The 23071-nt window shown below is 33.6% G+C and carries 20 protein-coding genes and 2 tRNA genes; 15 read left to right on the forward strand and 7 right to left on the reverse strand.

Annotation, left to right across the window (positions count from 1 at the left end; all coding sequences use genetic code 11):
- Window positions 1-7 precede the first annotated feature (7 nt).
- On the reverse strand, window positions 8-1765 hold the full coding sequence (gene sppA, locus ACEN2I_RS10950; protein WP_441766142.1) for a signal peptide peptidase SppA: 1758 nt from the start codon (window positions 1763-1765) through the stop codon (window positions 8-10).
- Window positions 1766-1901: 136 nt separating this feature from the next.
- Here sppA and folK point away from each other — a divergent pair, with 136 nt between their 5' ends.
- Window positions 1902-3035: a 2-amino-4-hydroxy-6-hydroxymethyldihydropteridine diphosphokinase gene (gene folK / locus ACEN2I_RS10955; RefSeq protein WP_441766143.1), complete on the forward strand. Its 1134-nt coding sequence runs from the start codon at window positions 1902-1904 to the stop codon at window positions 3033-3035.
- Window positions 3036-3095: 60 nt separating this feature from the next.
- Here the strand turns inward: folK and ACEN2I_RS10960 are convergent, their stop codons facing one another.
- The 3 genes from ACEN2I_RS10960 to ACEN2I_RS10970 all read right to left on the reverse strand — a co-directional run bounded on the left by ACEN2I_RS10960 (window position 3096) and on the right by ACEN2I_RS10970 (window position 6434).
- Entirely contained in the window at window positions 3096-5282 is a 2187-nt protein-coding gene (locus tag ACEN2I_RS10960; RefSeq protein WP_441766144.1) for a T9SS type B sorting domain-containing protein, read from the reverse strand.
- Between the two features lie 109 nt (window positions 5283-5391).
- Window positions 5392-5934: an RNA methyltransferase gene (locus ACEN2I_RS10965; RefSeq protein ID WP_441766145.1), complete on the reverse strand. Its 543-nt coding sequence runs from the start codon at window positions 5932-5934 to the stop codon at window positions 5392-5394.
- 77 nt (window positions 5935-6011) lie between these two features.
- Window positions 6012-6434: a DUF1573 domain-containing protein gene (locus ACEN2I_RS10970; RefSeq protein WP_441766146.1), complete on the reverse strand. Its 423-nt coding sequence runs from the start codon at window positions 6432-6434 to the stop codon at window positions 6012-6014.
- Window positions 6435-6597: 163 nt separating this feature from the next.
- On the opposite strand from ACEN2I_RS10970, the gene mutS reads away from it, so the two are divergent.
- From mutS to ACEN2I_RS10990, 4 genes are all read left to right on the forward strand, one after another.
- Entirely contained in the window at window positions 6598-9204 is a 2607-nt protein-coding gene (mutS, locus tag ACEN2I_RS10975; protein WP_441766147.1) for a DNA mismatch repair protein MutS, read from the forward strand.
- 151 nt (window positions 9205-9355) lie between these two features.
- Window positions 9356-9428: transfer RNA gene (locus ACEN2I_RS10980), tRNA-Gly, on the forward strand.
- A 14-nt stretch (window positions 9429-9442) separates the two neighbouring features.
- Window positions 9443-9528 (forward strand) — tRNA-Leu (locus tag ACEN2I_RS10985).
- 116 nt (window positions 9529-9644) lie between these two features.
- Entirely contained in the window at window positions 9645-10022 is a 378-nt protein-coding gene (locus tag ACEN2I_RS10990; protein WP_441766148.1) for a DUF1508 domain-containing protein, read from the forward strand.
- Window positions 10023-10215: 193 nt separating this feature from the next.
- Here the strand turns inward: ACEN2I_RS10990 and ACEN2I_RS10995 are convergent, their stop codons facing one another.
- Window positions 10216-10419, reverse strand: coding sequence for a PG1828 family lipoprotein (locus tag ACEN2I_RS10995; protein ID WP_441766149.1), 204 nt, complete (start codon window positions 10417-10419; stop codon window positions 10216-10218).
- A gap of 350 nt (window positions 10420-10769) precedes the next feature.
- Complete coding sequence (locus ACEN2I_RS11000) at window positions 10770-11999, reverse strand: 3-deoxy-D-manno-octulosonic acid transferase (RefSeq protein WP_441766150.1); 1230 nt, start codon at window positions 11997-11999, stop codon at window positions 10770-10772.
- Window positions 12000-12134: 135 nt separating this feature from the next.
- Here ACEN2I_RS11000 and ACEN2I_RS11005 point away from each other — a divergent pair, with 135 nt between their 5' ends.
- Window positions 12135-13268 carry a DegT/DnrJ/EryC1/StrS family aminotransferase gene (locus ACEN2I_RS11005; RefSeq protein ID WP_441766151.1) on the forward strand — a complete coding sequence of 378 codons (1134 nt, stop codon included), beginning with the start codon at window positions 12135-12137 and terminating at the stop codon, window positions 13266-13268.
- Between the two features lie 71 nt (window positions 13269-13339).
- Here the strand turns inward: ACEN2I_RS11005 and ACEN2I_RS11010 are convergent, their stop codons facing one another.
- Window positions 13340-14062, reverse strand: coding sequence for an META domain-containing protein (locus tag ACEN2I_RS11010; protein ID WP_441766152.1), 723 nt, complete (start codon window positions 14060-14062; stop codon window positions 13340-13342).
- A 331-nt stretch (window positions 14063-14393) separates the two neighbouring features.
- Between ACEN2I_RS11010 and nirB the strand changes: the two genes are divergently transcribed.
- The 9 genes from nirB (at window position 14394) to ACEN2I_RS11055 (ending at window position 23049) form a co-directional block, all read left to right on the forward strand.
- On the forward strand, window positions 14394-16904 hold the full coding sequence (gene nirB / locus ACEN2I_RS11015) for a nitrite reductase large subunit NirB (RefSeq protein WP_441766153.1): 2511 nt from the start codon (window positions 14394-14396) through the stop codon (window positions 16902-16904).
- Window positions 16905-17031: 127 nt separating this feature from the next.
- Window positions 17032-17412: a nitrite reductase small subunit NirD gene (gene nirD, locus ACEN2I_RS11020; protein ID WP_441766154.1), complete on the forward strand. Its 381-nt coding sequence runs from the start codon at window positions 17032-17034 to the stop codon at window positions 17410-17412.
- Window positions 17413-17449: 37 nt separating this feature from the next.
- Entirely contained in the window at window positions 17450-18034 is a 585-nt protein-coding gene (locus tag ACEN2I_RS11025) for a DUF4202 domain-containing protein (protein ID WP_441766155.1), read from the forward strand.
- 67 nt (window positions 18035-18101) lie between these two features.
- On the forward strand, window positions 18102-19922 hold the full coding sequence (locus tag ACEN2I_RS11030; RefSeq protein ID WP_441766156.1) for an ATP-binding protein: 1821 nt from the start codon (window positions 18102-18104) through the stop codon (window positions 19920-19922).
- A 185-nt stretch (window positions 19923-20107) separates the two neighbouring features.
- Window positions 20108-20596 (forward strand): hypothetical protein, encoded by a 489-nt coding sequence (locus ACEN2I_RS11035; RefSeq protein ID WP_441766157.1) that lies wholly within the window; start codon window positions 20108-20110, stop codon window positions 20594-20596.
- Window positions 20593-21753 (forward strand): formate-dependent phosphoribosylglycinamide formyltransferase, encoded by a 1161-nt coding sequence (gene purT / locus ACEN2I_RS11040; RefSeq protein ID WP_441766158.1) that lies wholly within the window; start codon window positions 20593-20595, stop codon window positions 21751-21753. The genes ACEN2I_RS11035 and purT overlap by 4 nt, the downstream gene beginning before the upstream one ends.
- A gap of 2 nt (window positions 21754-21755) precedes the next feature.
- A complete protein-coding gene (locus ACEN2I_RS11045; protein ID WP_441766159.1) occupies window positions 21756-22076 on the forward strand; it encodes a DUF6370 family protein in 321 nt (106 codons plus the stop codon).
- Entirely contained in the window at window positions 22076-22651 is a 576-nt protein-coding gene (locus tag ACEN2I_RS11050; protein WP_441766160.1) for a Crp/Fnr family transcriptional regulator, read from the forward strand. The genes ACEN2I_RS11045 and ACEN2I_RS11050 overlap by 1 nt, the downstream gene beginning before the upstream one ends.
- Before the next feature lie 35 nt (window positions 22652-22686).
- The gene (locus tag ACEN2I_RS11055; RefSeq protein ID WP_441766161.1) at window positions 22687-23049 is read left to right on the forward strand and encodes a hypothetical protein; all 363 of its coding nucleotides are present in this window, start codon (window positions 22687-22689) and stop codon (window positions 23047-23049) included.
- Window positions 23050-23071 lie beyond the last annotated feature (22 nt).

Here is a 23071-nt window from a genome sequence, read left to right on the forward strand (position 1 = left end):
TATTCAACTATTTTATATTTAATCCGAAAGGAAGCATTGCCTGAACTCCTTTTTGCTTTTGAAGTCTTTTTACCTGCTCAATAAGCATATAATTTTCTTCGCCAATTTCTTCTTTTATAAAAGCTTCTTTAGATTGTGCAAAAGGCAAACCTGAAAGTAAGTCATTGAATGTTTTTTCGTATACAGGATAATTCTGTGTACTATATGATTTTATCTTGGCTATTTTGGCAGCTTCAGTAATAGCGTCATTTAATCCTCCAATTTTGTCTACTAAGCCAATTTTTAAAGCTTCACTGCCAGACCAGACTCTTCCTTGTGCAATAGTATCTACTTGGGCGAAAGTCATTTTTCGACCTTCTGCAACATGGGTTACAAAAGTGTTGTAAATGTGCTCAACGCCTTCTAAGGTGAAAGCTTTGAACTTTTCATCAACAGGTACAAACGGACTATAATTTGCTGAATTTTCATGTGTTTTTACCTGTTCTGTGTTGATACCTAATTTATTTGCCAAAGGGCTAAAATTTGGTAAAACACCAAAAACGCCAATGGAACCTGTGATTGTATTTTTTTCGGCAAAAATTGTATTGGCGTTACAAGCAATATAATAACCGCCAGATGCTGCATAATTTCCCATAGAAACCACAACAGGTTTTACTTTTTTGGTGATTTCAATTTCTCTCCAGATTAAGTCGGATGTTAGTGCGCTTCCGCCGGGACTGTCTATTCTTAATACAATCGCTTGTACGTCTTCATTTTTTCTGGCTTCCTGTAAGGAACGTCTCATTGAACCTTCACCAATTTGATTAACATCGCCTTCACCACTTCCTATTTCGCCCTGAGCGTAGATAATGGCAATTTGATCGGTTGCAGTATTGGTTAAAGCTGTGGTAACGTTGTTTTGAGTGTAATCTGAAATAGATATTTTGTTATAATCATCATCACCGGTTACTTTTAATGCTTTTTTTATTGCGTTATGATACACATCTTCATAAGCCACAATGTCTACTAAATGTTGCGATTTTGCCATTTCAGGCGTTCGGGCTAATAAGCCATTTGCAATTTCGTTTAATTTAGTAACAGGAATATCTCTGCTTTTTGAAATATCAGCCACAACAGTTGACCAAATCGAATTTAAAAGAGCGGTTATTTGTTCTCTGTTGGCATCGCTCATTTTATTTTCAAGGAAAGGCTCAACGGCACTTTTGTATTTTCCGTGTCGGATCACTTCCATATGAATGCCTGATTTTTCCTGAAAATCTTTAAAAAACATAACTTCAGAAGAGAGTCCTTTAAAATCTAAATCTCCGGCAGGGTTCAAATAAACTGTGTTGGCTACCGAGTTTAGATAATATTCTTTTTGCGTATAGGTATTGGCATATGCCCAAACAAATTTTCCTGATTTTTTGAAACTTTGCAACGCATTTCTCAAATCTTTATATTGAGCCAGTCCTAAGGAAGATTCATCATTTAATATTGAGATTCCCTTGATTTTATCGTCTGTTTTTGCTGCTTCAATTGCATTGATTACATCGGTTAAGCCAATTTTTTCATCCTTCGAGAATTGGGTTACCCATGGGTCTTTATATTTTCCTGCATAATCATTATTGATTTCTTTTAAATTTAATTCGATAACCGAATCTGCTTTAACAGAAACGCTGTCATCTCCTCCAAAAATAGTTCCGATAAGGATTACTCCGAAAACGAATAGCATAATAAAAACAAAAATACCAATAACTGTGGCGATTACATTTCCTAGAAATTTCATAAAATACTTTTTTTAAATAAGTAGTAAAAAGTGCAGCTTTGTTACAAATTTTGAGGCTAAATTTTTAATTGAATAAGCTGCCGCTACACAAATATATTGTTAATTCTAAAATAGTTTTAGTTAATTTGCATTAATTATGAAATCACAGCATCAGGTCGTTTTATCAATAGGCAGCAATCAGGGAAATCGGTTGGAAAATATCGAAAGTTGTATCCATTTAATACATCAGGAAGTTGGAACAGTAATTCAGCTTTCGAAATTGTATGAAACGCCTGCCTGGGGATTCGAAAGTGATGCTTTTTATAATTGTGCGTTGCTTTTACACAGTTATTCTTCGGCACAAAAAATACTCAATCAGGTTCTCAAAGTAGAAAAACAATTAGGACGTATTCGCTCTGGCCAGAAAGGTTATCAATCCCGAGTTATCGATGTTGATTTGATTGTTTTTGACGATCAGATTATTGAATCACAGAAACTACAGATTCCGCATCCGCTACTGCAAAACCGAAAGTTTGTTTTACTGCCGATGCAGGATTTGAAATTAAACTGGAAACACCCTATTCTTCAAAAAACAGTTTCCGAACTTATTGCCATTACACCAGATGATAGTGTTTGCACAGTGGTTAAGAATTTAAAAAATCCATTGGAGGCAATTCCGTTGCGACAATTTAATTATATTGCCTTTGAAGGAAATATTGGTGCAGGAAAAACGACTTTAGTACAAAAAATTGCCGAAGATTTTAATGCAAAAATGGTGTTGGAACGTTTTGCAGATAATCCGTTTTTACCAAAATTTTATAAGGATCAAAACAGATATGCTTTCCCTTTAGAAATGTCTTTTCTGGCCGATCGTTATCAGCAGTTGTCTGATGATCTGGCACAATTTGATTTGTTTAAGGATTTTGTAATTGCCGATTATCATATCTTTAAGTCACTTATCTTTGCAAAAATTACGCTTGCAGAAGATGAATATCGTTTGTATCGAAATTTGTTTGATATTATTTACAAAGAGATGCCAAAACCAGATTTGTATGTTTATTTGTATCAGAATACAAACAGATTACTCCAGAATATTAAAAAGAGAGGCAGAAATTACGAACAAAACATTTCAGCTGATTATTTAGATAAAATAAATAATGGTTATTTGGATTATATTAAATCCCAAACCGATTTGAATGTTTTGATAATTGATGTTTCAGATTGTGATTTTGTTAAGAACCATGAAGATTATCTTTTTATTTTGAATAAAATACAGAATGCAATTGGATAATTAGAAAATTTTGTTTTTTTATCATATCATTTTTTTAATTGACAAATTTTCAAAATAAAATTATCTCTTCAAAGAAAAATGTCCTCTCAACATAGGTTTTGTATCATCAATTTTCATAGCGTACCAATAATCAGAAGCGGGCAGAGGTATTGCATTAAAAGTGCCGTCCCAGCTCATTTTTGAAGCATTTAATTGTATCAAAAGTTTTCCATATCGATCAAAAATAGTAACCTGTGCTTCAGGATAATTTTCCATTCCGGTTACTTCCCAAGAATCATTAAAAGTGTCATTGTTTGGAGTAAAAAAAGGAGGGAAAATCAATACAATAAAACTTTGGGTTACTTCATTAATGTTACATACATTGTCTTTTGCTCTTACATAAGCAGACTGCAGACCACCAGCCACATCGTAAAAAGCATTTGAAGTCTGGTAATTCAATCCGTCAATAGAGTATTCGAAATAATTTTTCGCATTTGTCAGATGGATAGTAATGGATCTGTTATTGACGTCGATGTTTTTAATGATTGGTTTTTCATACTTCAGAACTGTTATATTTTTTGTGCTGGTACAGTTTTCAGGATTTTGACTTGTTACATCAACACTGTAATTTCCGGAATTTGAAACAGAAATACTTTGTGTTGTTTCTCCTGTTGACCATCTATATGTCATTCCGCTTATTTTAGCATCTAATATAACGGCTTGGTTTTCGCATAAAACAACTTCTTCGTCACTAACAACCGGAGGAGTGTAAAAAATTATATTTGCCGGAGTGCGATTTGAATCACATCCATTATTTGAGGCTTCAGCATAATAAGTCGTATTTGCTGAAACGTTTGGAGTAGTAAACCTATTTCCGGTATAAACACTTGTTCCACCTGTTGGTGTTGTAAACCAATTAATGATTCCAATATTTGAAGTTGCCTGTAATGTTACTGTTCCTGTTCCGCACCTGGAAACAGAAGAAAGTACAATTGGAGCTTCCGGAGTTTTGTTTACTGTTGCAACTACTGTTTTTCTGTTTATTTCACAACCTGCATCTGCATAGTAAGTTGTTGTAGTGCTTATCATTGGGGTTGTATACGTGTTTCCTGTTCCTAGTAAAGTACCGCCTACTGCAGCATCGTACCAAGTAATTGTTCCTGAGTTTGAAGTAGCAGTTAAAGTAACGGTTCCTAAATCACAAATTGGATTTTGAGAAGTAATGATAGCTTCCGGAATCGTAATTTGAGTACTGGCGGCAATTTCTATAGGAGATTCACCCGGCATTCCTCCATATTCTACAATATATCCTTTTGGTTGATAATCACCACTTGATGATCCTGTATTTGATAAATCATTCCATGAACCCGGAATTCCAACACCTGGGGCTGTAATGTGTGCATAATCTTCATCTCCGGTCTGATTCGGTTCGTTGTTATTCCAAAAAGCGAAGTTAGGTGTAGTTCCATTAGAAAGACCATTCCAGAAAATAGTTCCACTCCCATTGTTTTCAAGTCCTTCTGGCCCAGTAACCCATTTCCATACGTTTTCGGTTTCAGTATCACTGCCGCCAATCCAACCAGCACCTGAAGCTTGTTCACCTGATAATTTTGCTTCATCAGCAGATAAAATTGTAGCCAAATATCCCTTGAGGCCATAATAGGTGCTATTTTCTGCTGCTACTCTTGCTTGTGTCCAGGTAATGCCAATATTGGGAACAAATTGGTAAAAATGTCCGGTTGATGGCAAAAAATTTGCCTGACCAATAGTTATAGAAAAAGTTTTGGTTCCTGATGCAGTAGTAGAAGAGTTTAAAAAAATAACATCTTTAATTGCATATTCAAAATCGGAATATGAAACATCAACACCCGTAGGACTAGATAATTTTAATTTTCCGGCAGTAATATCCCAACTTGTTACAATAGAAGGATGCAATGTCGGATTAGAAAGTTCAAGCTTGTCAAAACCATGAGAATATCCGGAAGAAATTTGAATATATACTGCTGTTGTTCCTGGTTCTGTAATATCATGCGTAATAGTAATACCAGTGACAATATTTATACTATTTTGCGGGCAAAATAATTGATTTCCCTGAGCTTTAATTACAGGAGGATTGATTGCAAAAGTTATTATTTTTGAATTTCTTTTTATATTTGATTTTAAAGTATCATTCTTTGAAAAAATTAAGGTCTTTTCAAAGATCTTAATTTTTTCAGTTGTATAAGCCTTATTAGAGCTTATACTGTACAACAAAATTGATATTATCAAGAAATTGATTTTTTTCATTCTATAAAAATATCAATTTTATAATAATAAAAAAACACATTTAAATTATAGTGTTAAATATATAAGGATTGTTGTATTGAATTGCTTTTTTTTAATCTTTTCTCGGCCAATTTATTTTTTTAAATAAATCCCAGACAACTATTCCGGCACTTACAGAAATGTTCAAAGAATGTTTGGTTCCCAATTGCGGAATTTCGATACATCCGTCACAAATAGCTACTGCTTCCTGCGAAACGCCATATACTTCATTCCCGAAAACCAAAGCATATTTCTTATTTTTTTCTACACAGAAATCCTGAAGAAAAATGGAACTTTCTACTTGTTCAATAGCCAGAGTACATACATTTTCTTTCTTAAGATTTTCAATGACTTTCATTACGTTTTCATGGTGTTCCCACGCGACAGTTTCGGTAGCGCCAAGTGCAGTTTTGTGAATTTCTTTATTAGGCGGCGTAGCTGTAATGCCACAAAGAATTATTTTTTCGATCAAAAAAGCATCTGCAGTTCTAAATACAGAACCTATGTTGTGCAGGCTGCGAATATCATCTAATACTAAAATCAGAGGAGTTTTGTCTGATTTTTTAAAATCATCAATCGATTTTCTGTCCAGTTCACTATTTTCAAGTTTTCTCATTTGTCTTGCATTCAGGTCATAAAAAAAGCTTCCAAAGATAAGGAAGCTTTTCGATTTATTTTATATTGTTTTTCAGATTAGCTTTTTACTGGATCTGGTAAAACAGTACCTTTAATGGTTAAAGTTTTTGTTGGTTGACCTTCAGCATTTGAAGTAACGGTTACTGTTTTTGTAAATGCACCAACTCTGTCAGTTGCATATTTTACACCAATAACACCTTTAGCTCCTGGAGCAATTGGTTCTTTTGGTGTTGTTGGTACAGTACAACCGCAAGATCCCTGAGTATTCGTAATGATTAATGGTTTAGTTCCGTTGTTTACAAAAACGAACTGACGGTTACCATCAGCATTATGAGCGATAGTTCCGTAATCTATAGTTTCGTTTTCAAAAACCATTCCGGCACCCTGAACTTTAGCAGTAGCAGCTTTTTTAGTACTTTGAGCATTAGAAGCTGTAATTCCAGCTACAGCCAACATAGCGAATAAAATTATTTTTTTCATTTTAAGAGTCTTTATTGTTTTAATGATCAACAAATCTATGTAAAATTCTCAAATTTCAACATAAAAAGTTCTTAAAAATATTTTAATTTTTTGTAGCATTTCCTTATTCCTTCAAAATATTATAAATTCGCTGTCGTAAATTTTTATTTAAAAACACAATAATTTGGCAGCTAAAGATAAAATGGTGAAAGAAACACCCTTAATGAAACAGTACAATGAAATCAAGAGAAAATATCCTGATGCGTGTCTGCTTTTTAGGGTAGGGGATTTTTACGAAACCTTTGGAGAAGACGCCATTAGAGCTTCTAAAATTCTTGGAATTACCCTGACAAAAAGAGGTGCGGGTTCTGAAACTGAAACGGCTTTGGCAGGTTTTCCTCATCATTCTATCAATACGTATTTGCCAAAATTGGTTAAAGCCGGACTTCGGGTAGCGATTTGCGATCAGCTTGAAGATCCAAAGATGACTAAAACTATTGTGAAACGAGGTGTTACTGAACTGGTAACTCCTGGGGTTTCTTTAAATGACGAGGTTTTACAATCAAAATCAAATAACTTTTTGGCATCAGTGTATTTTGCTAATAAAAGTATCGGGATTTCTTTTTTGGATGTTTCTACAGGAGAATTTTTAACGGCTCAGGGAAATGCAGAGTATATTGATAAGCTGTTACAGAATTTTAATCCGAGTGAAGTTCTGGTTCCAAAAAATAACAAAAGTGATTTTGCAGTTGCTTTTGGAGATGACTTTCATAGTTTTTATCTGGAAGATTGGATTTATAAGGAGGATTATGCTTTAGAAATTTTGACAAAACATTTTCAAACTGTTTCCTTAAAAGGTTTTGGAGTGGAAGAATTAAAAGAAGGTATCATTGCTTCGGGAGCAATTTTATATTATTTGTCGGAAACGCAGCATAATCGGGTACAACATATCACAGCAATTCAGCGTATTGCTGAAGATGCTTATGTTTGGATGGATCGTTTTACAATCAGGAACCTGGAATTATATCACAGTTATAATCCGAATGCTGTAACACTTTTGGATGTAATTGACAGGACACTTTCGCCAATGGGAGGTCGTTTATTGAAACGATGGCTGGCTCTTCCGTTAAAAGATAATAATAAAATAAAAGGACGTCATGATGTTGTTTCATATTTGAAATCAAATCCTGAGATTTTACATAATATTCAGTATCAAATCAAGCAAATTTCAGATTTAGAGCGTTTGATTTCAAAAATTGCTGCTGGAAAAGTTTCGCCTCGTGAGATTGTTTATTTAAAAGAATCTTTGGATGCGATTATTCCAATTAAAACTTTGGCACTGCAAAGCCCTCAGGAAGCTGTAAAGATTATTGGAGATAGTCTGCATGCTTGTGATTTGTTGAGGGAAAAAATCAAGACAACTTTAAATCAGGATGCGCCTGTTGCTGTTGCAAAAGGAAATGCCATTGCAAAAGGGATTAGTGAAGAATTGGATGAATTGCGTGCTATTTCAACTTCCGGTAAAGAATTTTTAGAAGGAATTGAAAGAAGGGAGTCGGAGAGAACCGGAATTTCGTCATTGAAGATCTCTTTTAACAACGTTTTTGGTTATTATATTGAAGTTCGAAATACACATAAAGATAAAGTGCCGGAAGAATGGATTCGTAAACAGACTCTGGTAAATGCCGAGCGTTATATTACAGAAGAATTAAAAGAATACGAAACCAAAATTTTAGGTGCCGAAGAAAAAATTCATAAAATTGAATCGGAACTTTTTGAACAATTAGTGGCCTGGATTGCAACATATATCAAGCCTGTTCAAATGAATGCTAATCTGGTAGCGCAATTAGATTGTTTATGTTCATTTACACAATTAGCGGTTGAAAATAAATACACATGTCCGGAAATTGATGAGACTTTTGAATTGGATATCAAAAACGGAAGACACCCTGTTATTGAAAAACAATTGCCTGTTGGAACGCCATATATTGCTAATGATGTTTATTTAGATAGAGAAACACAGCAGCTTATCATGATTACGGGTCCGAATATGTCTGGTAAATCGGCTATTTTGAGGCAGACAGCTTTAATTGTATTGTTGGCTCAAATGGGAAGTTTTGTTCCTGCTGACAGCGTAAGAATGGGGATTGTGGATAAAATTTTTACAAGGGTAGGGGCTTCAGATAATATTTCGATGGGAGAATCTACTTTTATGGTTGAGATGAATGAAACCGCTTCTATTTTGAATAATATTTCAGACAGAAGTTTGGTTTTATTAGATGAAATTGGAAGAGGAACCAGCACGTATGACGGAATTTCGATTGCCTGGGCTATTGCCGAATTTTTGCACGAGCATCCCGGAAGAGCTAAAACATTATTTGCAACGCATTATCATGAACTAAATGAAATGACGGAATCTTTGCCAAGAATCCAAAATTATAATGTGGCGGTAAAAGAATTAAAAGATACTGTTCTTTTTATTCGTAAACTGGTAAAGGGAGGAAGCGCGCACAGTTTTGGAATTCATGTTGCTAAAATGGCCGGAATGCCACAAACTGTTATTTTAAAAGCGCAAAAGATATTAAAGAAATTAGAGAAGAATCATTCGAGCGATGCCTTAAATGGACTCAAATCAGCTAATGATGAGATGCAGATGAGTTTCTTTAATTTAGACGATCCTTTGTTGGAAGAAATAAAAGAAGAGATTCTAAGTCTTGATATAAACTCGATAACACCTGTTGAAGCATTGATGAAGCTCAATGAAATTAAAAGAATGATTGTTAAGAAATAAATTTTAGGATTTAAAGTTTAGGTTATCAGAAAGTTATAAAATAAGTATAATTTTTTTTCAAAAAAGGCTTGTTTAATTGAATAAATGTCCTAAATTTGCACTCGCAATACAAAACAAAACAGGTATTGCGGTTCTTACAAGAATTTGAAACGCGAAAATAGCTCAGTTGGTAGAGCGCGACCTTGCCAAGGTCGAGGTCGCGGGTTCGAGCCCCGTTTTTCGCTCAAAACCATATAATGCTCGGATGGTGAAATTGGTAGACACGCTGGACTTAAAATCCAGTGAACAGCAATGTTCGTGCGGGTTCAAGTCCCGCTCTGAGTACTAAAGCCTCTTCTTTTGAAGAGGCTTTTTTTATGGGGTAAATTCAAATTTTGAAATTAAGAATTTATGAAGTAAATTCAGTGTTGCAATCAACAATCAATAATCAACAATTCTAAATGGGCGCCTTTGTAATTAGTAGAAGATTTAATGATGAATATAAATTTGTATTCACTTCCAGAAAAGGAAAAGTGATATTTACAAGTTTGAGTTATGAATTAAAATTTGAATGTGAAGAAGATATTGAGAAATTTAAAGTAAATATTGAACTGGCTAATTTTTTAAAATTTAAAGGATCGGGAGGCAAGTATTTCTTTAAATTGATGTTTGGTGAGCTTCATTTTGCAACGAGTCGTAAATACACTACAGAGCTGCTTTTGCAGAAAGGTATAAAGGAAATTATATTATATGCTTCTAAAGCGGAGATTTTAGATTTTTCTTCAGGTGATTTGATTTTTGAAGACGAGGTTGTTGAAGATGAGGTAGTTGAAGGATAAAGGGTTGATTCTGGTTGTTTTAAAATGCTAAATTGTAACGCGTAACGAGTATTTTTTTATTAATGTCTTCTTGTGAATTTGATAAAAAAACTTCGTATAGCGGAAATATTTAAGTTAATTGGAATTTGCTAAATTTCAGGGCATAAAAAAACCATCTCGAGGATGGTTTTAAATTTTTTAGAGTTGCGTCTAATTATTTTGCAACTGCTTCAGCAGTAGAATCAACTACAGCAGCAGTAGAATCAACAACAGCAGCAGCAGAATCAACTACAGCAGCAGCAGAATCAACAGCTACAGCAGTAGAATCTGTAGTAGCATCAGCAGAAGCGTCAGCTTTTTTACAAGATACAACAGTTAAAACAGCAACAACAGCTAAACTTAAAAATACTTTTTTCATCTTACTTTATTATAAAAGGTTAATTATTAATTCGAGGCAAAGATATAAATTTTTTAATATGTAAAATATTTTTTTATTTTTTTTTTAAAATATTTTCCTTCTTTCACTCGATCTTTTAACTTATCAATTAGTATGCCAAACTTTATAGAATGAGTTGTATTATTGTATTTTTTGTAAATTTTATTTTTTGTTGAATATTCAAAAAACAATTGGCTTTTTTGATTTGTTTGATTGTAGTTTGTTTTGTTTTTTATTGTTTATTCCGCATCTTAAAAAAAGCTATATGTGCCAATTTTTAAAGTTTTTAGAAGAATGTTGGTGCTAAAAATTAAAATGTATCATTTTTTTATTTATAAAATGGCATCTAGAATTGCATTCGTAGCTCCCTTATTTTCCTGAATGTAAGATTTGCAAATTTCTCCTTTTTTGTTGAGAAAATCTTTATCAGAAAGCAAGCGGTCAAAAGTTTGTTTTAGTTGTTTTTTATTCGAAATAACAATGCACCCTCCAATATTTACCAGCTCAATAGCTTCAGCAAATTTTGAATAATTAGGACCAATAATAATTGGAATTCCAAAGGTGGCCGGTTCTAAAATATTATGGATGCCAGGGTTTCCAAATCCTCCTCCTACGTATGCAATAGTTCCGTAGCTGTAAATTTTAGTTAGTAAACCTACAGTGTCAATAATAAAAACTGTATAATCAACTAAATTTTTGTTGTCTTTTTCTGAAAATAAAACCGTTTTTTTTGTAATTCCATTTTTTAGATTTTCAATTTGTTCCGACTTTATGTTGTGAGGGGCAATAATAAATTTTACCGTAGCAGGAGCCTGATTGATATAGTCAGTTAATAAAGTTTCATCTTTTGGCCAGGAGCTTCCAATAACTATTGTTGGTTGATCGTTTTTGAAAGTTTCAATAAAATCAAGCGAATTGTCTCTGTCTAAAATAGCATTTACACGATCAAAACGAGTGTCACCGGAAAGGATTACATTATGAAATCCGATTGACTCAATTTTTACTTTGGAATTTTTATTCTGAACAAAAAAATAAGTAAAAGTTTCTAATGCTTTTCTGTAAAATCCACCGTACCATTTAAAGAACATTTGATTGTCTCTGAAAATCCCTGAAATCAAATATGTAGGTATTTTTAAATTTTTTAATTCTTTCAAATAATTAAGCCAAAATTCATATTTGATGAAAAAGACCAATTCGGGATGAACTAATTTTAAAAACTTTTTAGCATTGTTTTTAGTGTCCAATGGAAGATAAATAGTAACATCAGCGAAATTGTTGTTTTTTCGTACTTCATAACCAGAAGGAGAAAAAAAAGTAAGGATGATTTTATGTGTAGGATATTTTTCTTTGATTTTTTCAATTACTGGAAGACCTTGCTCGTATTCGCCAAGTGAAGCTGAGTGAAACCAAATTGTTTTGTCATCCCGTTTTATTTCTTCTTGTAAAACTGTAAAAACATTTTTTCTGCCATCTACAAAAAGTTTTATTTTCGGACTGAAAAGAGCCACTATTTTAAGGAAAAAACCGGTAATTAATACGACTAAATTATATAGAAAAAGCATCTGTTTATTTTTGGTGCTAAAATACGCTTCTTTCGATTATTTTCATTGTTTGAAGGTATTAAATAACTATTTTTGCTTTTCGTTTTAAAGATTTTGATGTAAATCCGAATCTTAAGATTTAAATAAGAAAGATAAATGAAAAAAATTCAAATGGTTGACTTGAAGGGTCAATACGAGAAAATAAAAACTACTGTTGATGCTTCTATCCAGGAAGTTTTAGATACAAACACTTATATAAATGGCCCATTAGTTCACCAGTTTCAAAAAAATCTGGAAAATTATTTAGGTGCAAAACACGTGATTCCGTGCGCAAACGGTACAGATGCCCTGCAAATTGCCATGATGGGGTTGGATTTAAAACCGGGCGATGAGGTTATCACTGCCGATTTTACTTTTGCAGCCACTGTAGAAGTTATTGCTTTACTGCAATTGACTCCGGTTTTGGTTGATGTTGATATTACAAATATGAATATTGATATTGAATCAGTTAAAAAAGCAATAACGCCAAAGACTAAAGCGATAGTTCCGGTACATTTATTTGGTCGTGCGGCGAATATGGATGCGATTATGGAAATTGCTGAAGCGCATAATTTATATGTTATCGAAGATAATGCTCAGGCAATCGGGGCTGATTATGTTTCTAAATCAGGTACAAAAAGCAAAGTTGGAGTGATTGGGCATGTTGCGGCCACATCTTTCTTTCCTTCTAAAAACTTAGGCTGTTACGGAGACGGTGGAGCTATTTTCACCAACGATGATCAATTGGCGCATGTTATCCGCGGAATTGTTAATCACGGAATGTATGAGCGTTATCATCATGATGTTGTAGGTGTAAATTCACGTTTAGATAGTATACAGGCGGGGGTTTTAAATGCAAAATTGCCTTTATTGGATGAATATAATGCAGCGAGACGTTTGGCGGCTACAAAATACAATGCAGCCTTTGCGGGTAATGCACATATTATTACACCACAGTTTGATGCCAACGAAAACGATCACGTTTTTCATCAATATGTATTACGAATCATTGATGCCGACAGAAATGCTTTGATGCAGCACTTATTAGATAAAGGAATTCCGTGTGCGATTTATTACCCAATTCCGTTGCATTCTCAAAAAGCCTATTTGGATTCTCGTTATAAAGAAGAGCAGTTTCCGGTAACGAATCAATTGGTAAAAGAGGTTATTGCTTTGCCAATGCATACCGAACTGGATGATGAGCAAATTAAATTTATAACCGATTCGGTTTTAGAATTCTTAAATAAATAGTTCATTTTAAAATAAAAAGCCCAAATTGTCAATTCCTGATAATTTGGGCTTTTTATTTTTGATTACTATTTCTAATCGACTTTTCTTAAAACCAATAAATTGCCGGAAGGATTTGAAAGTGATAATCGGTTGTTCTCTATCGTATAAGAGGTAGAGCTTTTTAGTGCTTTAATAAATTCACCTTCTTTATTGTTGCCGTTGCAAGCCATCATGGTCGAAATGATATTGGTAAAACGGAGCAAATCTTTTTCGGAAAATAGTGTTCCGGTAATCGAATTACAGCCTCCATAACCCAAAAATTTATTTTCGGAAGCGTAAATTTCTATTCGTGGGACTTCTTTTTCGAAATCAGAAGTTTCTACTTTTTTACCATTTAAACTTTCTAACACCCAAATGTCATGTAAACGATAATCTGTAAGGTATTGACCGCACCCTTTTAGTGTTTGTAAATCGTTTTTCGCATTGCTTTTTAATTCAATCGAAACCGTGTAAGGAGAAACAATTCCAGACATGGAATCCTGGCAGTCTGTTTTGTGAATGGTGATTTTTGCATTTGAATCTGCATTGCTTATTTGATACATTTTGACATTTGCGTCCATCGCTCTTACGGGATCAACTGTCGGAAAGACAAGCATTTCTTTTCCTTCAATTAAAGAAGTAAATACTATTTTTTCTTTTCCGATTTTGATACTCCAAAAAGGTTCGTTTCCACTTGCTTTAAAATACGTAGTAACATCTTCTACTGTGATATTGGCAGAAGTTTCATTTGTTTCTTTTTTTGAATTTTTTTGCATGGTTGGTTTGCAACTTATTAAAATAGAACATATTATAAGTAATGAGATTCGCTTTTTCATGTGAGATATTTTGTTTTAAATTTTTGATTTTAAAATTGAATGAATCCTAAAAGAGGTGACTATGTAAATGGTTATGTATTCAAATTTAAGAAAAATAACACACTCAAAAATTTTCTGAGAAAAATTTAAAATCTGAAAAAAGCGTATTATTATTGAGATTACGATAAACTACGTATTTATAAAATTCTATTTAACTAAAAAATAAATAAATAAGTATATTTAATAAGTAAAAATACTTATATTTGCGTAGTAATACTTAATTAAAGAAATTATGATTAAAGTAATAGTAGTTGGAAACGGTATGGTAGGTTATAAATTTTGTGAAAAATTTATAGGGAAACCGGGACAGGAAAATTATCAAATTACCGTATTTGGAGAAGAGCCGAGACGTGCTTATGATCGTGTTCACTTAAGTGAATACTTTGGAGGAAAAACGGCAGATGATTTGTCATTATCAACAACACAATGGTACTCGCAAAATCATATTACTTTAAATACTTCGGAGTTAATTATTGATATTAACAGAGAAGAAAAAACGATTCATACGCATCTGGAAAAAACACATAAGTATGATTACTTAGTGTTGGCAACAGGATCTTCTGCTTTTGTACCTCCCATTGATGGTGTAGAAAAAGATGGTGTTTTTGTATATCGTACGATCGAGGACTTAGATGCTATTATGGGGTATGCTAAAAAAATAAAACAAAAAGGTGCTACTGAAGCTGCTGTTTTAGGGGGAGGATTGTTAGGGCTTGAAGCTGCTAAAGCCGTTCGTGATTTAGGATTGAATCCACATGTTGTTGAATTTGCGCCTCGTTTGATGCCAAGACAATTGGATAAAGGGGCGAGTGATATGCTGCAGGCTAAAATTGAGGAACTAAATATTGGAATTCATCTTAACAAAGCAACGCAATATATTGACGGAAAAGAGGCTATTACGGGAATGATGTTTGCTGATGATGAATTGTTAAAAGTTGACATGTTGGTTATATCTGCCGGAATTAAACCGCGTGATGAACTGGCTAGGGTTTCGGGACTAGAAGTTGGTTTACGTGGCGGTGTTGTGGTAAACAATCAAATGCAAACATCAGATCCTTATATTTATGCTATTGGCGAAGTAGCTTTATATAATCAAATGATTTACGGTCTTGTAGCTCCTGGCTATGAAATGGCAGACGTGGCAGCAGAACAAATTTTAAAAGGTTCTAAAACCATGAGGGAAACCATCGATATGTCGACACAATTAAAATTAATTGGCGTTGAAGTGGCGAGTTTTGGTGATCCTTTTATAGAAAATGATGACGTAACCGCTATTATTTATGAAAATAAATTATCAGGAATTTATAAAAGAATTAATGTAACTAAAGATTCTAAAACCTTATTAGGCGGAATTTTAGTAGGAGATTCAAGTGATTATAATTCACTTTTCCAAATTTACAGCAATGCAATGGCGTTGCCTAAAAATCCGGAGGATTTAATTTTAGGCTTCAGAGATGGTTCAGAAGGTTCGTCTATGAGTGCGATGGATCTGCCGGATGCAGCTGTAATTTGTTCTTGCGAAAATGTGACCAAAGGTGCAATCTGCTGTTCTGTTTTAGAGGAAACCTGTTCTACGCTTTCAGATGTTGTAAAACTGACAAAAGCAACTTCGGGCTGTGGTGGCTGTAAGCCAATGGTTTCTGATTTGGTAAAAGCGGCTCAGAAATCAATGGGTAAAGAAGTGAAAGATGTGATTTGTGAGCATTTTCAATACACACGTCAGGAATTATTTGATTTGGTAAAAATCAATAAATACGAGAATTTTTATGATGTAATTGATCATCATGGTAAAGGCGATGGCTGTGAAGTTTGCAAACCAGTAATTGCTTCGATTTTCTCCAGTATTTATAACGATACAGCCAATAAACATTTAACAACACAAGATACCAACGATAGATTTTTGGCTAACATTCAGCGAAACGGAACGTATTCTGTAGTACCAAGAGTTGCCGGTGGAGAAATTACGGCCGAAAAACTAATCGTAATTGGAGAAGTAGCTAAACAATTCGATTTATATACTAAAATTACCGGAGCACAACGTGTTGACTTATTTGGAGCACATTTAGATGATTTGCCAAAAATCTGGAAAATATTAATCGACAATGGTTTTGAAAGCGGTCATGCGTATGGAAAATCATTGCGTGCAGTAAAAAGCTGCGTAGGAAATGCCTGGTGTCGTTACGGAATGGATGACAGTGCCGGTTTTGCCATCGAATTAGAAAACAGATACAAAGGAATCCGTTCTCCGCATAAACTAAAAGGAGGTGTTTCGGCCTGTATTCGTGAATGTGCCGAAGCAAGAGGAAAAGATTTTGGATTGATTGCAGTAGAAGGAGGTTGGAATTTATACATAGCCGGAAACGGAGGAGCTAATCCAAAACATGCTGTTTTATTGGCGGAGCAAATTGATAAAGAAACGGTTATTAAATACATGGATCGCTTTTTAATGTATTATATAAGAACAGCCGGTCCGTTAATAAGAACATCAACCTGGTTGGAAAAACTGGATGGAGGTTTGGCATATTTGAAAGAAGTAATTATTGAAGACAGTCTTGGAATCTGTGAAACATTAGAAGCTGAAATGCAGACTTTGGTAAATACTTTTGAATGTGAATGGAAACAAGCGCTTGAAAAACCAAGATTATTGAAACGTTTCAGTCATTTTGTGAACTCGGATGAAAAAGACGATAATATCGCTTTTGTTCCTTTAAGAGATCAAAAAATGCCCAAAGCCTGGTTATAAATAAAGTACAAAATTTTAGAATAAGATAGTAACGTTTGCTGTCCTCTTACCCTCTTTTTACTGCGCCATCAAATTCGCTTGATTGTAAAGGGAGGGATAAGAACACAGATTTAAAAATACAACCAAAATGGAAGAAATTTTAAGCCAATATGAAACCGTACATCCAAGTGATGCTAAAATATGGTTCAAAGCTGGAAATGTGAGTGATTTTCCAACTAATCGCGGTGGCTGCATCAAATACAAAAATAAACAAATTGCTGTTTTTAATTTTGCACGACGTAATCAATGGTATGCTTGTCAAAATGCATGCCCACACAAAATGGAAATGGTGTTGTCAAGAGGAATGACTGGTTCTACCGATGATATTCCTAAAATTGCCTGCCCAATGCACAAAAAAACATTTTCATTGGTTGATGGTTCTAACCTGAATGGTGATGATGATTTAAAAATTGCAACATATCCGGTTAAAATTGTTGAAGATGAAGTATTCGTTGGCTTTTTAGATTAATTAATTATCTTTGAAAATATAATCTTTTCAATAAAAAATGAGTACACCATTTCAGAAAGCAAGCGAATGGATTGATGCTGAAAATGCACAGGATCCTAATGTAGAGACAGATCAAAATAGAGAGTATCCTAAAGAGCTATTGTACTCCAATAGGATGTACGAAAAATTGATGCAGTTTTACCCTGAAGCTTCAGAAGAGGTTCAGATTGCTTCAAAAGCACAGCATATCTGCCGTTGGAAAGTTGCACGCGAGACATATCCAATGGATCGTGTAGGTTATTTGAGATGGAGAGAAGATTTGAAAAAATTTCATGCTAAAACCACTGCTGAAATTTTAGAAAGAGCAGGTTATGATAAAACATTCATTGATCGTGTTTCTTTTTTAATTGAAAAAAAATTACTTAAAAAAGATTCCGAAACACAATTACTCGAAGATGTAATTTGTTTAGTTTTTCTGGATTATTATCTTGAACCCTTTGTGGAAAAGCATGATGATGATAAACTCAAAAATATCATCAAAAAAACCTGGGATAAAATGTCTGACAAAGGACATCAGGAAGCTTTGAAAATCAATTATTCCGAAGAGAATTTAAATTTGATAAAAGCGTCTTTAGGATTATAGTCTGATTTTTATGAAATGAGCTAAAAGTGAATTACTCTTTCCGATAAAAAACAAATATTATTTCCGAATGAAAAAAAGCAATCAGGAAGTGGCGGATAAAATTACATTCAAAAATTTACGGCGTTTGTATTTTTTTGCGCTCTGGACTATTGCTATAACCATTATTTTAAGTCAGGTTTTAATTCAGTACAATTTAAAACAACAGCTTAGCGATTCTAAAATTATCAATATTTCGGGTAAGCAAAGGATGTTGAGTCAAAGGATTACCAAGGAAATTTTAATTTTAAATTTCATATCCAACACTCCTCCCAAAAAGGAAATCGCGCATGTTCGAAATGTGTTGTCGCTTTGGAAAATCAATCAAAATGCATTAGAAAACGGGAGTGACAGTCTTTCTTTTCCCAAACAAAAAAGTGAAACACTTTCTAAATTATATGATGAAATAAAGCCGATTTTCAACACGATAGTTGAATCGGTGAATTTATTTCTTTTTAATTTAGAACAAAAAAACGACGCTTCAGGCAATCAAAAACTGGTACAGAAAATTCTAAAAAACGAAGGAATCTTTCTTTCGAAAATGAATGAAATTGTAATGCAATATGACAAAGAAGCACATGAAAAAGTAACTGAGCAGCGCACAACAGAATATTGGATTTTCGGATTTACACTGCTTGTTTTGCTTTTGGAATTTTTGTTCATTTTTAAACCTACTAACCAAAAGGTTGAAAGACTTATAGCTAAACTTTTAACTTCTGAAAAGAAAGCTTTAAAACTGGCTTATGATACTGAAATCATAAGTGAAATAAAGGAAAATTCTGTAAAAGAATTAAAATCGCTCAATTATGCGATGGAAAATACTTTGCTATATTGCCGTATTGCACCAGATGGATCAATTATTCACGTAGGTGAAAAATTCGCAAAACTTTTAAATTACACCAAATTTTCAGCTAATAAAAAATTCGCCCAGATTTTAACTACAGATGAAAAAGAGCAGATTAATTTTGATCGTATTATTTTTGAAAAGCAAAGAAGTGGCTGGCAGGGTGAAATTAAAATTCACAATAGAGAAGATCAAATTATCTGGCTGGATTTATCAATGGTTCCAGTAATGATTAAAAAGGATGAATTAGAGCTTTTAATTGTTTGTTTTAATATTACTGAACGTAAAAAAGCACAACGTGAAGTTGAACGCCTGAATATTGAAAATAGTACCGAAAAAATCAATCAGCAGAAGATTATTTCAAGTAAAATTGTTGAAAACCAGGAAAATGAACAAAACCGAATAGCCAAGGAAATTCATGACGGGATAGGGCAGATGTTAACCGGATTAAAGTTTAGTCTGGAGAGTATTAACCTGGATGATAAAGAAAAATCGGCTCAGAAAATTGAATATCTCAAAAAATTATCACTTGATATTATTAAAGGAGTCCGAACGGCAACTTTTAATTTAATGCCACCTGAATTAAGCGATCACGGAATCATTTCATCACTTACAAAACTGACTCAGGAACTTTCGAAACTAACCGGAAAAGAAATACTGTTTTACAACAAAACCGATTTTGATCAGCGATTGGATTCTTTGATAGAAATAAATATTTATCGGCTGACTCAGGAAGCGATAAATAATGCCATAAAGTATGCAGAATCAACACATATTATTGTGCAGCTTTCGCACAGTCAAACCTTATTGAGTATCATAGTTGATGACAATGGAAAAGGTTTTGATATGGCTGCTGTAGATAAAAAACGAAACAGTGAATCCGGTATGGGAATGTTGTTCATGAAAGAAAGAATACAATACATTAATGGTCGGGTATTCTTTAATTCGATTCCGGGCGAAGGTACGAGGATTACTTTCAATATTCCGATTTCGAAAATAGAAAATTAGGCAATGTGTCAATTACATCTAATTGTTTCAAGTTTCAAGAGTGATGAACCTTTTTATTTAAAAACAAATTTTTCGGTTCTTAGCGTAAATCTTTGCGATCAAAAAATGATAAATCTCCTGAATCTCCAAAATCTTCGTGAGAATAAAATCCATTTTTTTATCTTTACTCTCAAAACCAAATTCAAATGGAAAACAAAAATAACATCCAAAAAAAATCAGTTATTGCTGGATTTTTTTTGTATTCTATTTTTGCTGTTTTAATATTTTCAAAAAGTTATTTTATTGACCTTTGCGTCCAAATATGCAATTTCGGTATTTTTTGGAATCCTTTTTTCTGGGGAATTTTATTTCCAATATTCCTCATTTTTCTTTTTTGGGACACCGCAAAAAAAATCAACTTTTCATTAAATAAAATCACTTATTTTCAAGCTTGCTCAAAATTTTCTTTTGGAGTAAGTTCAAAAATCATAAAAACTCTTTTTTCAATTTATATAATTGGAATATTTTCTAATGGAATATCTTCTCCACTACGATCACAATTTCTGGATCAGATTGTTTTTTCAATACTAATGGTATTATTTTTATCATTTCTATTAATGATTCTGATTTTTATAAGTAGTTTAATAATTGTAAAAGGAGGCCAAAATCTTCAATCTCTAAATCAAACAAAATGAAAATACTACTTCTTGGTTCAGGCGAATTAGGTAAAGAATTTGCTATTGCCGCACAAAGAATTGGACAAACTATAATTGCTGTTGATAGTTACGAAAACGCTCCGGCAATGCAGGTTGCTCACGGTTTTGAAGTGATCAATATGCTCGACGGCGAAGCTTTGGACCTAATCGTAGCCAAACACCAACCGGATTTTATAGTTCCTGAAATAGAAGCCATCCGTACTGAACGTTTTTACGATTACGAAAAACAGGGAATTACTGTTGTTCCTTCTGCGAAAGCGGCAAACTTCACCATGAATCGTAAAGCCATTCGTGATTTAGCCTCAAAAGAATTAGGCTTAAAAACCGCTAAATACCAATATGCAACGTCAGCCGAGGAGTTGCAAAAAGCCGTTCAGGAAGTCGGAATACCTTGTGTAGTAAAACCTTTAATGTCTTCTTCCGGAAAAGGACAATCGACTATAAAAACAGAAAATGATATCGAAAAAGCATGGCGATATGCTGTTGCAGGTTCGCGTGGTGATGTAATTGAAGTAATTGTAGAAGCATTTGTTGATTTTAATTCAGAAATCACACTTTTAACGATTACGCAGAATAATAATCCAACCCTATTTTGTGCTCCAATCGGGCACAGACAAGAACGCGGTGATTATCAGGAAAGCTGGCAGCCGGCTTTAGTCTCAGAAAAAGATTTGTACGAAGCTCAGTATATGGCTCAAAAAATTACGGAAGCTCTTGGTGGAGCAGGACTTTTTGGTGTTGAATTTTTCCTGACTAATGAAGGCGTTTATTTCTCTGAACTTTCCCCTCGTCCGCACGATACTGGAATGGTAACTTTGGCAGGAACACAAAATTTTAACGAATTCGAATTACATTTACGTGCGATTTTAAGTTTGCCAATTTTTGAAATTACGTTAGAAAAAGCAGGAGCTAGTGCCGTAATTTTGGCTTCCGAGGATTCAGCGAACCCAACTTTTACCGGAATCCAGAAAGTAGCAGCATTGCCCAAAACTGATTTCAGAATATTCGGAAAACCGACTTCAAGACCGTATCGCCGAATGGGAGTTGTTTTAAGTCACGATACACTTTCGACACCGATTAACGAAATAACAGAACGCGCGAAAGAAACAGCAAAATTAATAACGGTAAATTCTTAATTATGAAAAATATAGTATTGGCGACTTTTCTTTTTATTGGAATCGCAGTACAGGCTCAAAGCAAAAAAAAAATTGACAAACCAACAATCGTAGAAGCTTCTTGCGGAGAATGCCAATTCGGAATGAAAGGCAAAAGCTGTGATTTAGCTGTTCGTATTGAAGGTAAAAGCTATTTTGTTGACGGAACTACGATTCATGATCACGGAGATGCTCATGCTGAAAAAGGTTTTTGCAATGCAATCAGTAAAGCTTTAGTTACTGGTGAAATCAAAGGAGACAGATTTAAAGCAACTTCATTTACCTTAATCGACGATAAAAAATAATGGCATTAATACTGGAAAATATCGCTAAACACGTTTCTTTGACACCAGAGGAACAAGCGCTTTTTTTATCTAAACTGGAAACAAATACGTATAAAGCCAAAACAATTTTACTAAACGCTGGAGAAGTTTGCAAAAATTCTTATTTTGTTAATTCTGGTATTTTAAGAAGTTTCAACATCAATGATAATATTGTTGAACATGTACTTTCATTTGCCTGTGAAGGCTGGTGGATGAGCGATATGTACAGTTATTTTTCACAGAAACCAGGACAGCTTTTTATTGAAGTTCTTGAAGAAGCCGAAGTAGTTTCTTTATCCAAAGAAAACCAGGAGCAATTGTATCTTGAAATTCCTAAACTGGAGCGTTTTTTTAGAATTCTAATTGAAAATTCACTTGTTGCCAATCAGCAGCGACTAATGGATAACTTGAGTTTACCTGCCGAGGAACGCTTTGAGAAATTTTGTGCAAAATACGGCACACTGGTTCACAAAGTGCCTCAAAAACAAATTGCTTCTTTTATTGGAGTGACGCCTGAGTTTTTTAGTAAAATGAAAGCCAGATTGTTGAAGAAATAATATTTCTTGGAAAATACAAGAATTAAAATAATACTATGAAATACTTTCTTTTAGTATGTATATTATCCTTTATCGATTTCAAAGATCAAGAAACTGATAAGCTTAAAGGCATTTATTATTTTACCTGTGAGAGTGACTATTTTATGAACCAAAAAGATAAAGTAGTATTTAAAGATAGCACTTATACTTTTTCCAATAAATTTATACAATCTGGAAAAATTTCTTATGGGCATAACCTTTTATTAGAGAATTTTACCAGCTCTGATATCATTATTAGTATTTCAAAAAAACAAATTGGAAAAGACACCATGGTTTTTTATATTCATAATAAAAAGGGACCTGCAATGAATTATTTGGATATTGCTGTCGGAAAAGGAAAATTCATTAAAATAAAATGATCTGACTTAAATTTTAAAAACA

It is taken from the genome of Flavobacterium sp. W22_SRS_FK3 (assembly GCF_052113665.1).
Taxonomy (GTDB): Bacteria; Bacteroidota; Bacteroidia; order Flavobacteriales; family Flavobacteriaceae; genus Flavobacterium.

Coding starts and splice junctions, on each gene's coding strand:
- ACEN2I_RS10970 (WP_441766146.1), bottom strand. CDS start 6,434: ATGAAAAAAATAATTTTATTCGCTATGTTGGCTGTAGCTGGAATTACA.
- ACEN2I_RS11045 (WP_441766159.1), top strand. CDS start 21,756: ATGAAAAATATAGTATTGGCGACTTTTCTTTTTATTGGAATCGCAGTA.
- nirD (WP_441766154.1), top strand. CDS start 17,032: ATGGAAGAAATTTTAAGCCAATATGAAACCGTACATCCAAGTGATGCT.
- ACEN2I_RS11050 (WP_441766160.1), top strand. CDS start 22,076: ATGGCATTAATACTGGAAAATATCGCTAAACACGTTTCTTTGACACCA.
- ACEN2I_RS11005 (WP_441766151.1), top strand. CDS start 12,135: ATGAAAAAAATTCAAATGGTTGACTTGAAGGGTCAATACGAGAAAATA.
- folK (WP_441766143.1), top strand. CDS start 1,902: ATGAAATCACAGCATCAGGTCGTTTTATCAATAGGCAGCAATCAGGGA.
- ACEN2I_RS11030 (WP_441766156.1), top strand. CDS start 18,102: ATGAAAAAAAGCAATCAGGAAGTGGCGGATAAAATTACATTCAAAAAT.
- sppA (WP_441766142.1), bottom strand. CDS start 1,765: ATGAAATTTCTAGGAAATGTAATCGCCACAGTTATTGGTATTTTTGTT.
- ACEN2I_RS10990 (WP_441766148.1), top strand. CDS start 9,645: ATGGGCGCCTTTGTAATTAGTAGAAGATTTAATGATGAATATAAATTT.
- ACEN2I_RS10995 (WP_441766149.1), bottom strand. CDS start 10,419: ATGAAAAAAGTATTTTTAAGTTTAGCTGTTGTTGCTGTTTTAACTGTT.
- ACEN2I_RS11055 (WP_441766161.1), top strand. CDS start 22,687: ATGAAATACTTTCTTTTAGTATGTATATTATCCTTTATCGATTTCAAA.
- purT (WP_441766158.1), top strand. CDS start 20,593: ATGAAAATACTACTTCTTGGTTCAGGCGAATTAGGTAAAGAATTTGCT.
- ACEN2I_RS10965 (WP_441766145.1), bottom strand. CDS start 5,934: ATGAGAAAACTTGAAAATAGTGAACTGGACAGAAAATCGATTGATGAT.
- ACEN2I_RS11000 (WP_441766150.1), bottom strand. CDS start 11,999: ATGCTTTTTCTATATAATTTAGTCGTATTAATTACCGGTTTTTTCCTT.
- ACEN2I_RS11035 (WP_441766157.1), top strand. CDS start 20,108: ATGGAAAACAAAAATAACATCCAAAAAAAATCAGTTATTGCTGGATTT.
- ACEN2I_RS11025 (WP_441766155.1), top strand. CDS start 17,450: ATGAGTACACCATTTCAGAAAGCAAGCGAATGGATTGATGCTGAAAAT.
- ACEN2I_RS11010 (WP_441766152.1), bottom strand. CDS start 14,062: ATGCAAAAAAATTCAAAAAAAGAAACAAATGAAACTTCTGCCAATATC.
- nirB (WP_441766153.1), top strand. CDS start 14,394: ATGATTAAAGTAATAGTAGTTGGAAACGGTATGGTAGGTTATAAATTT.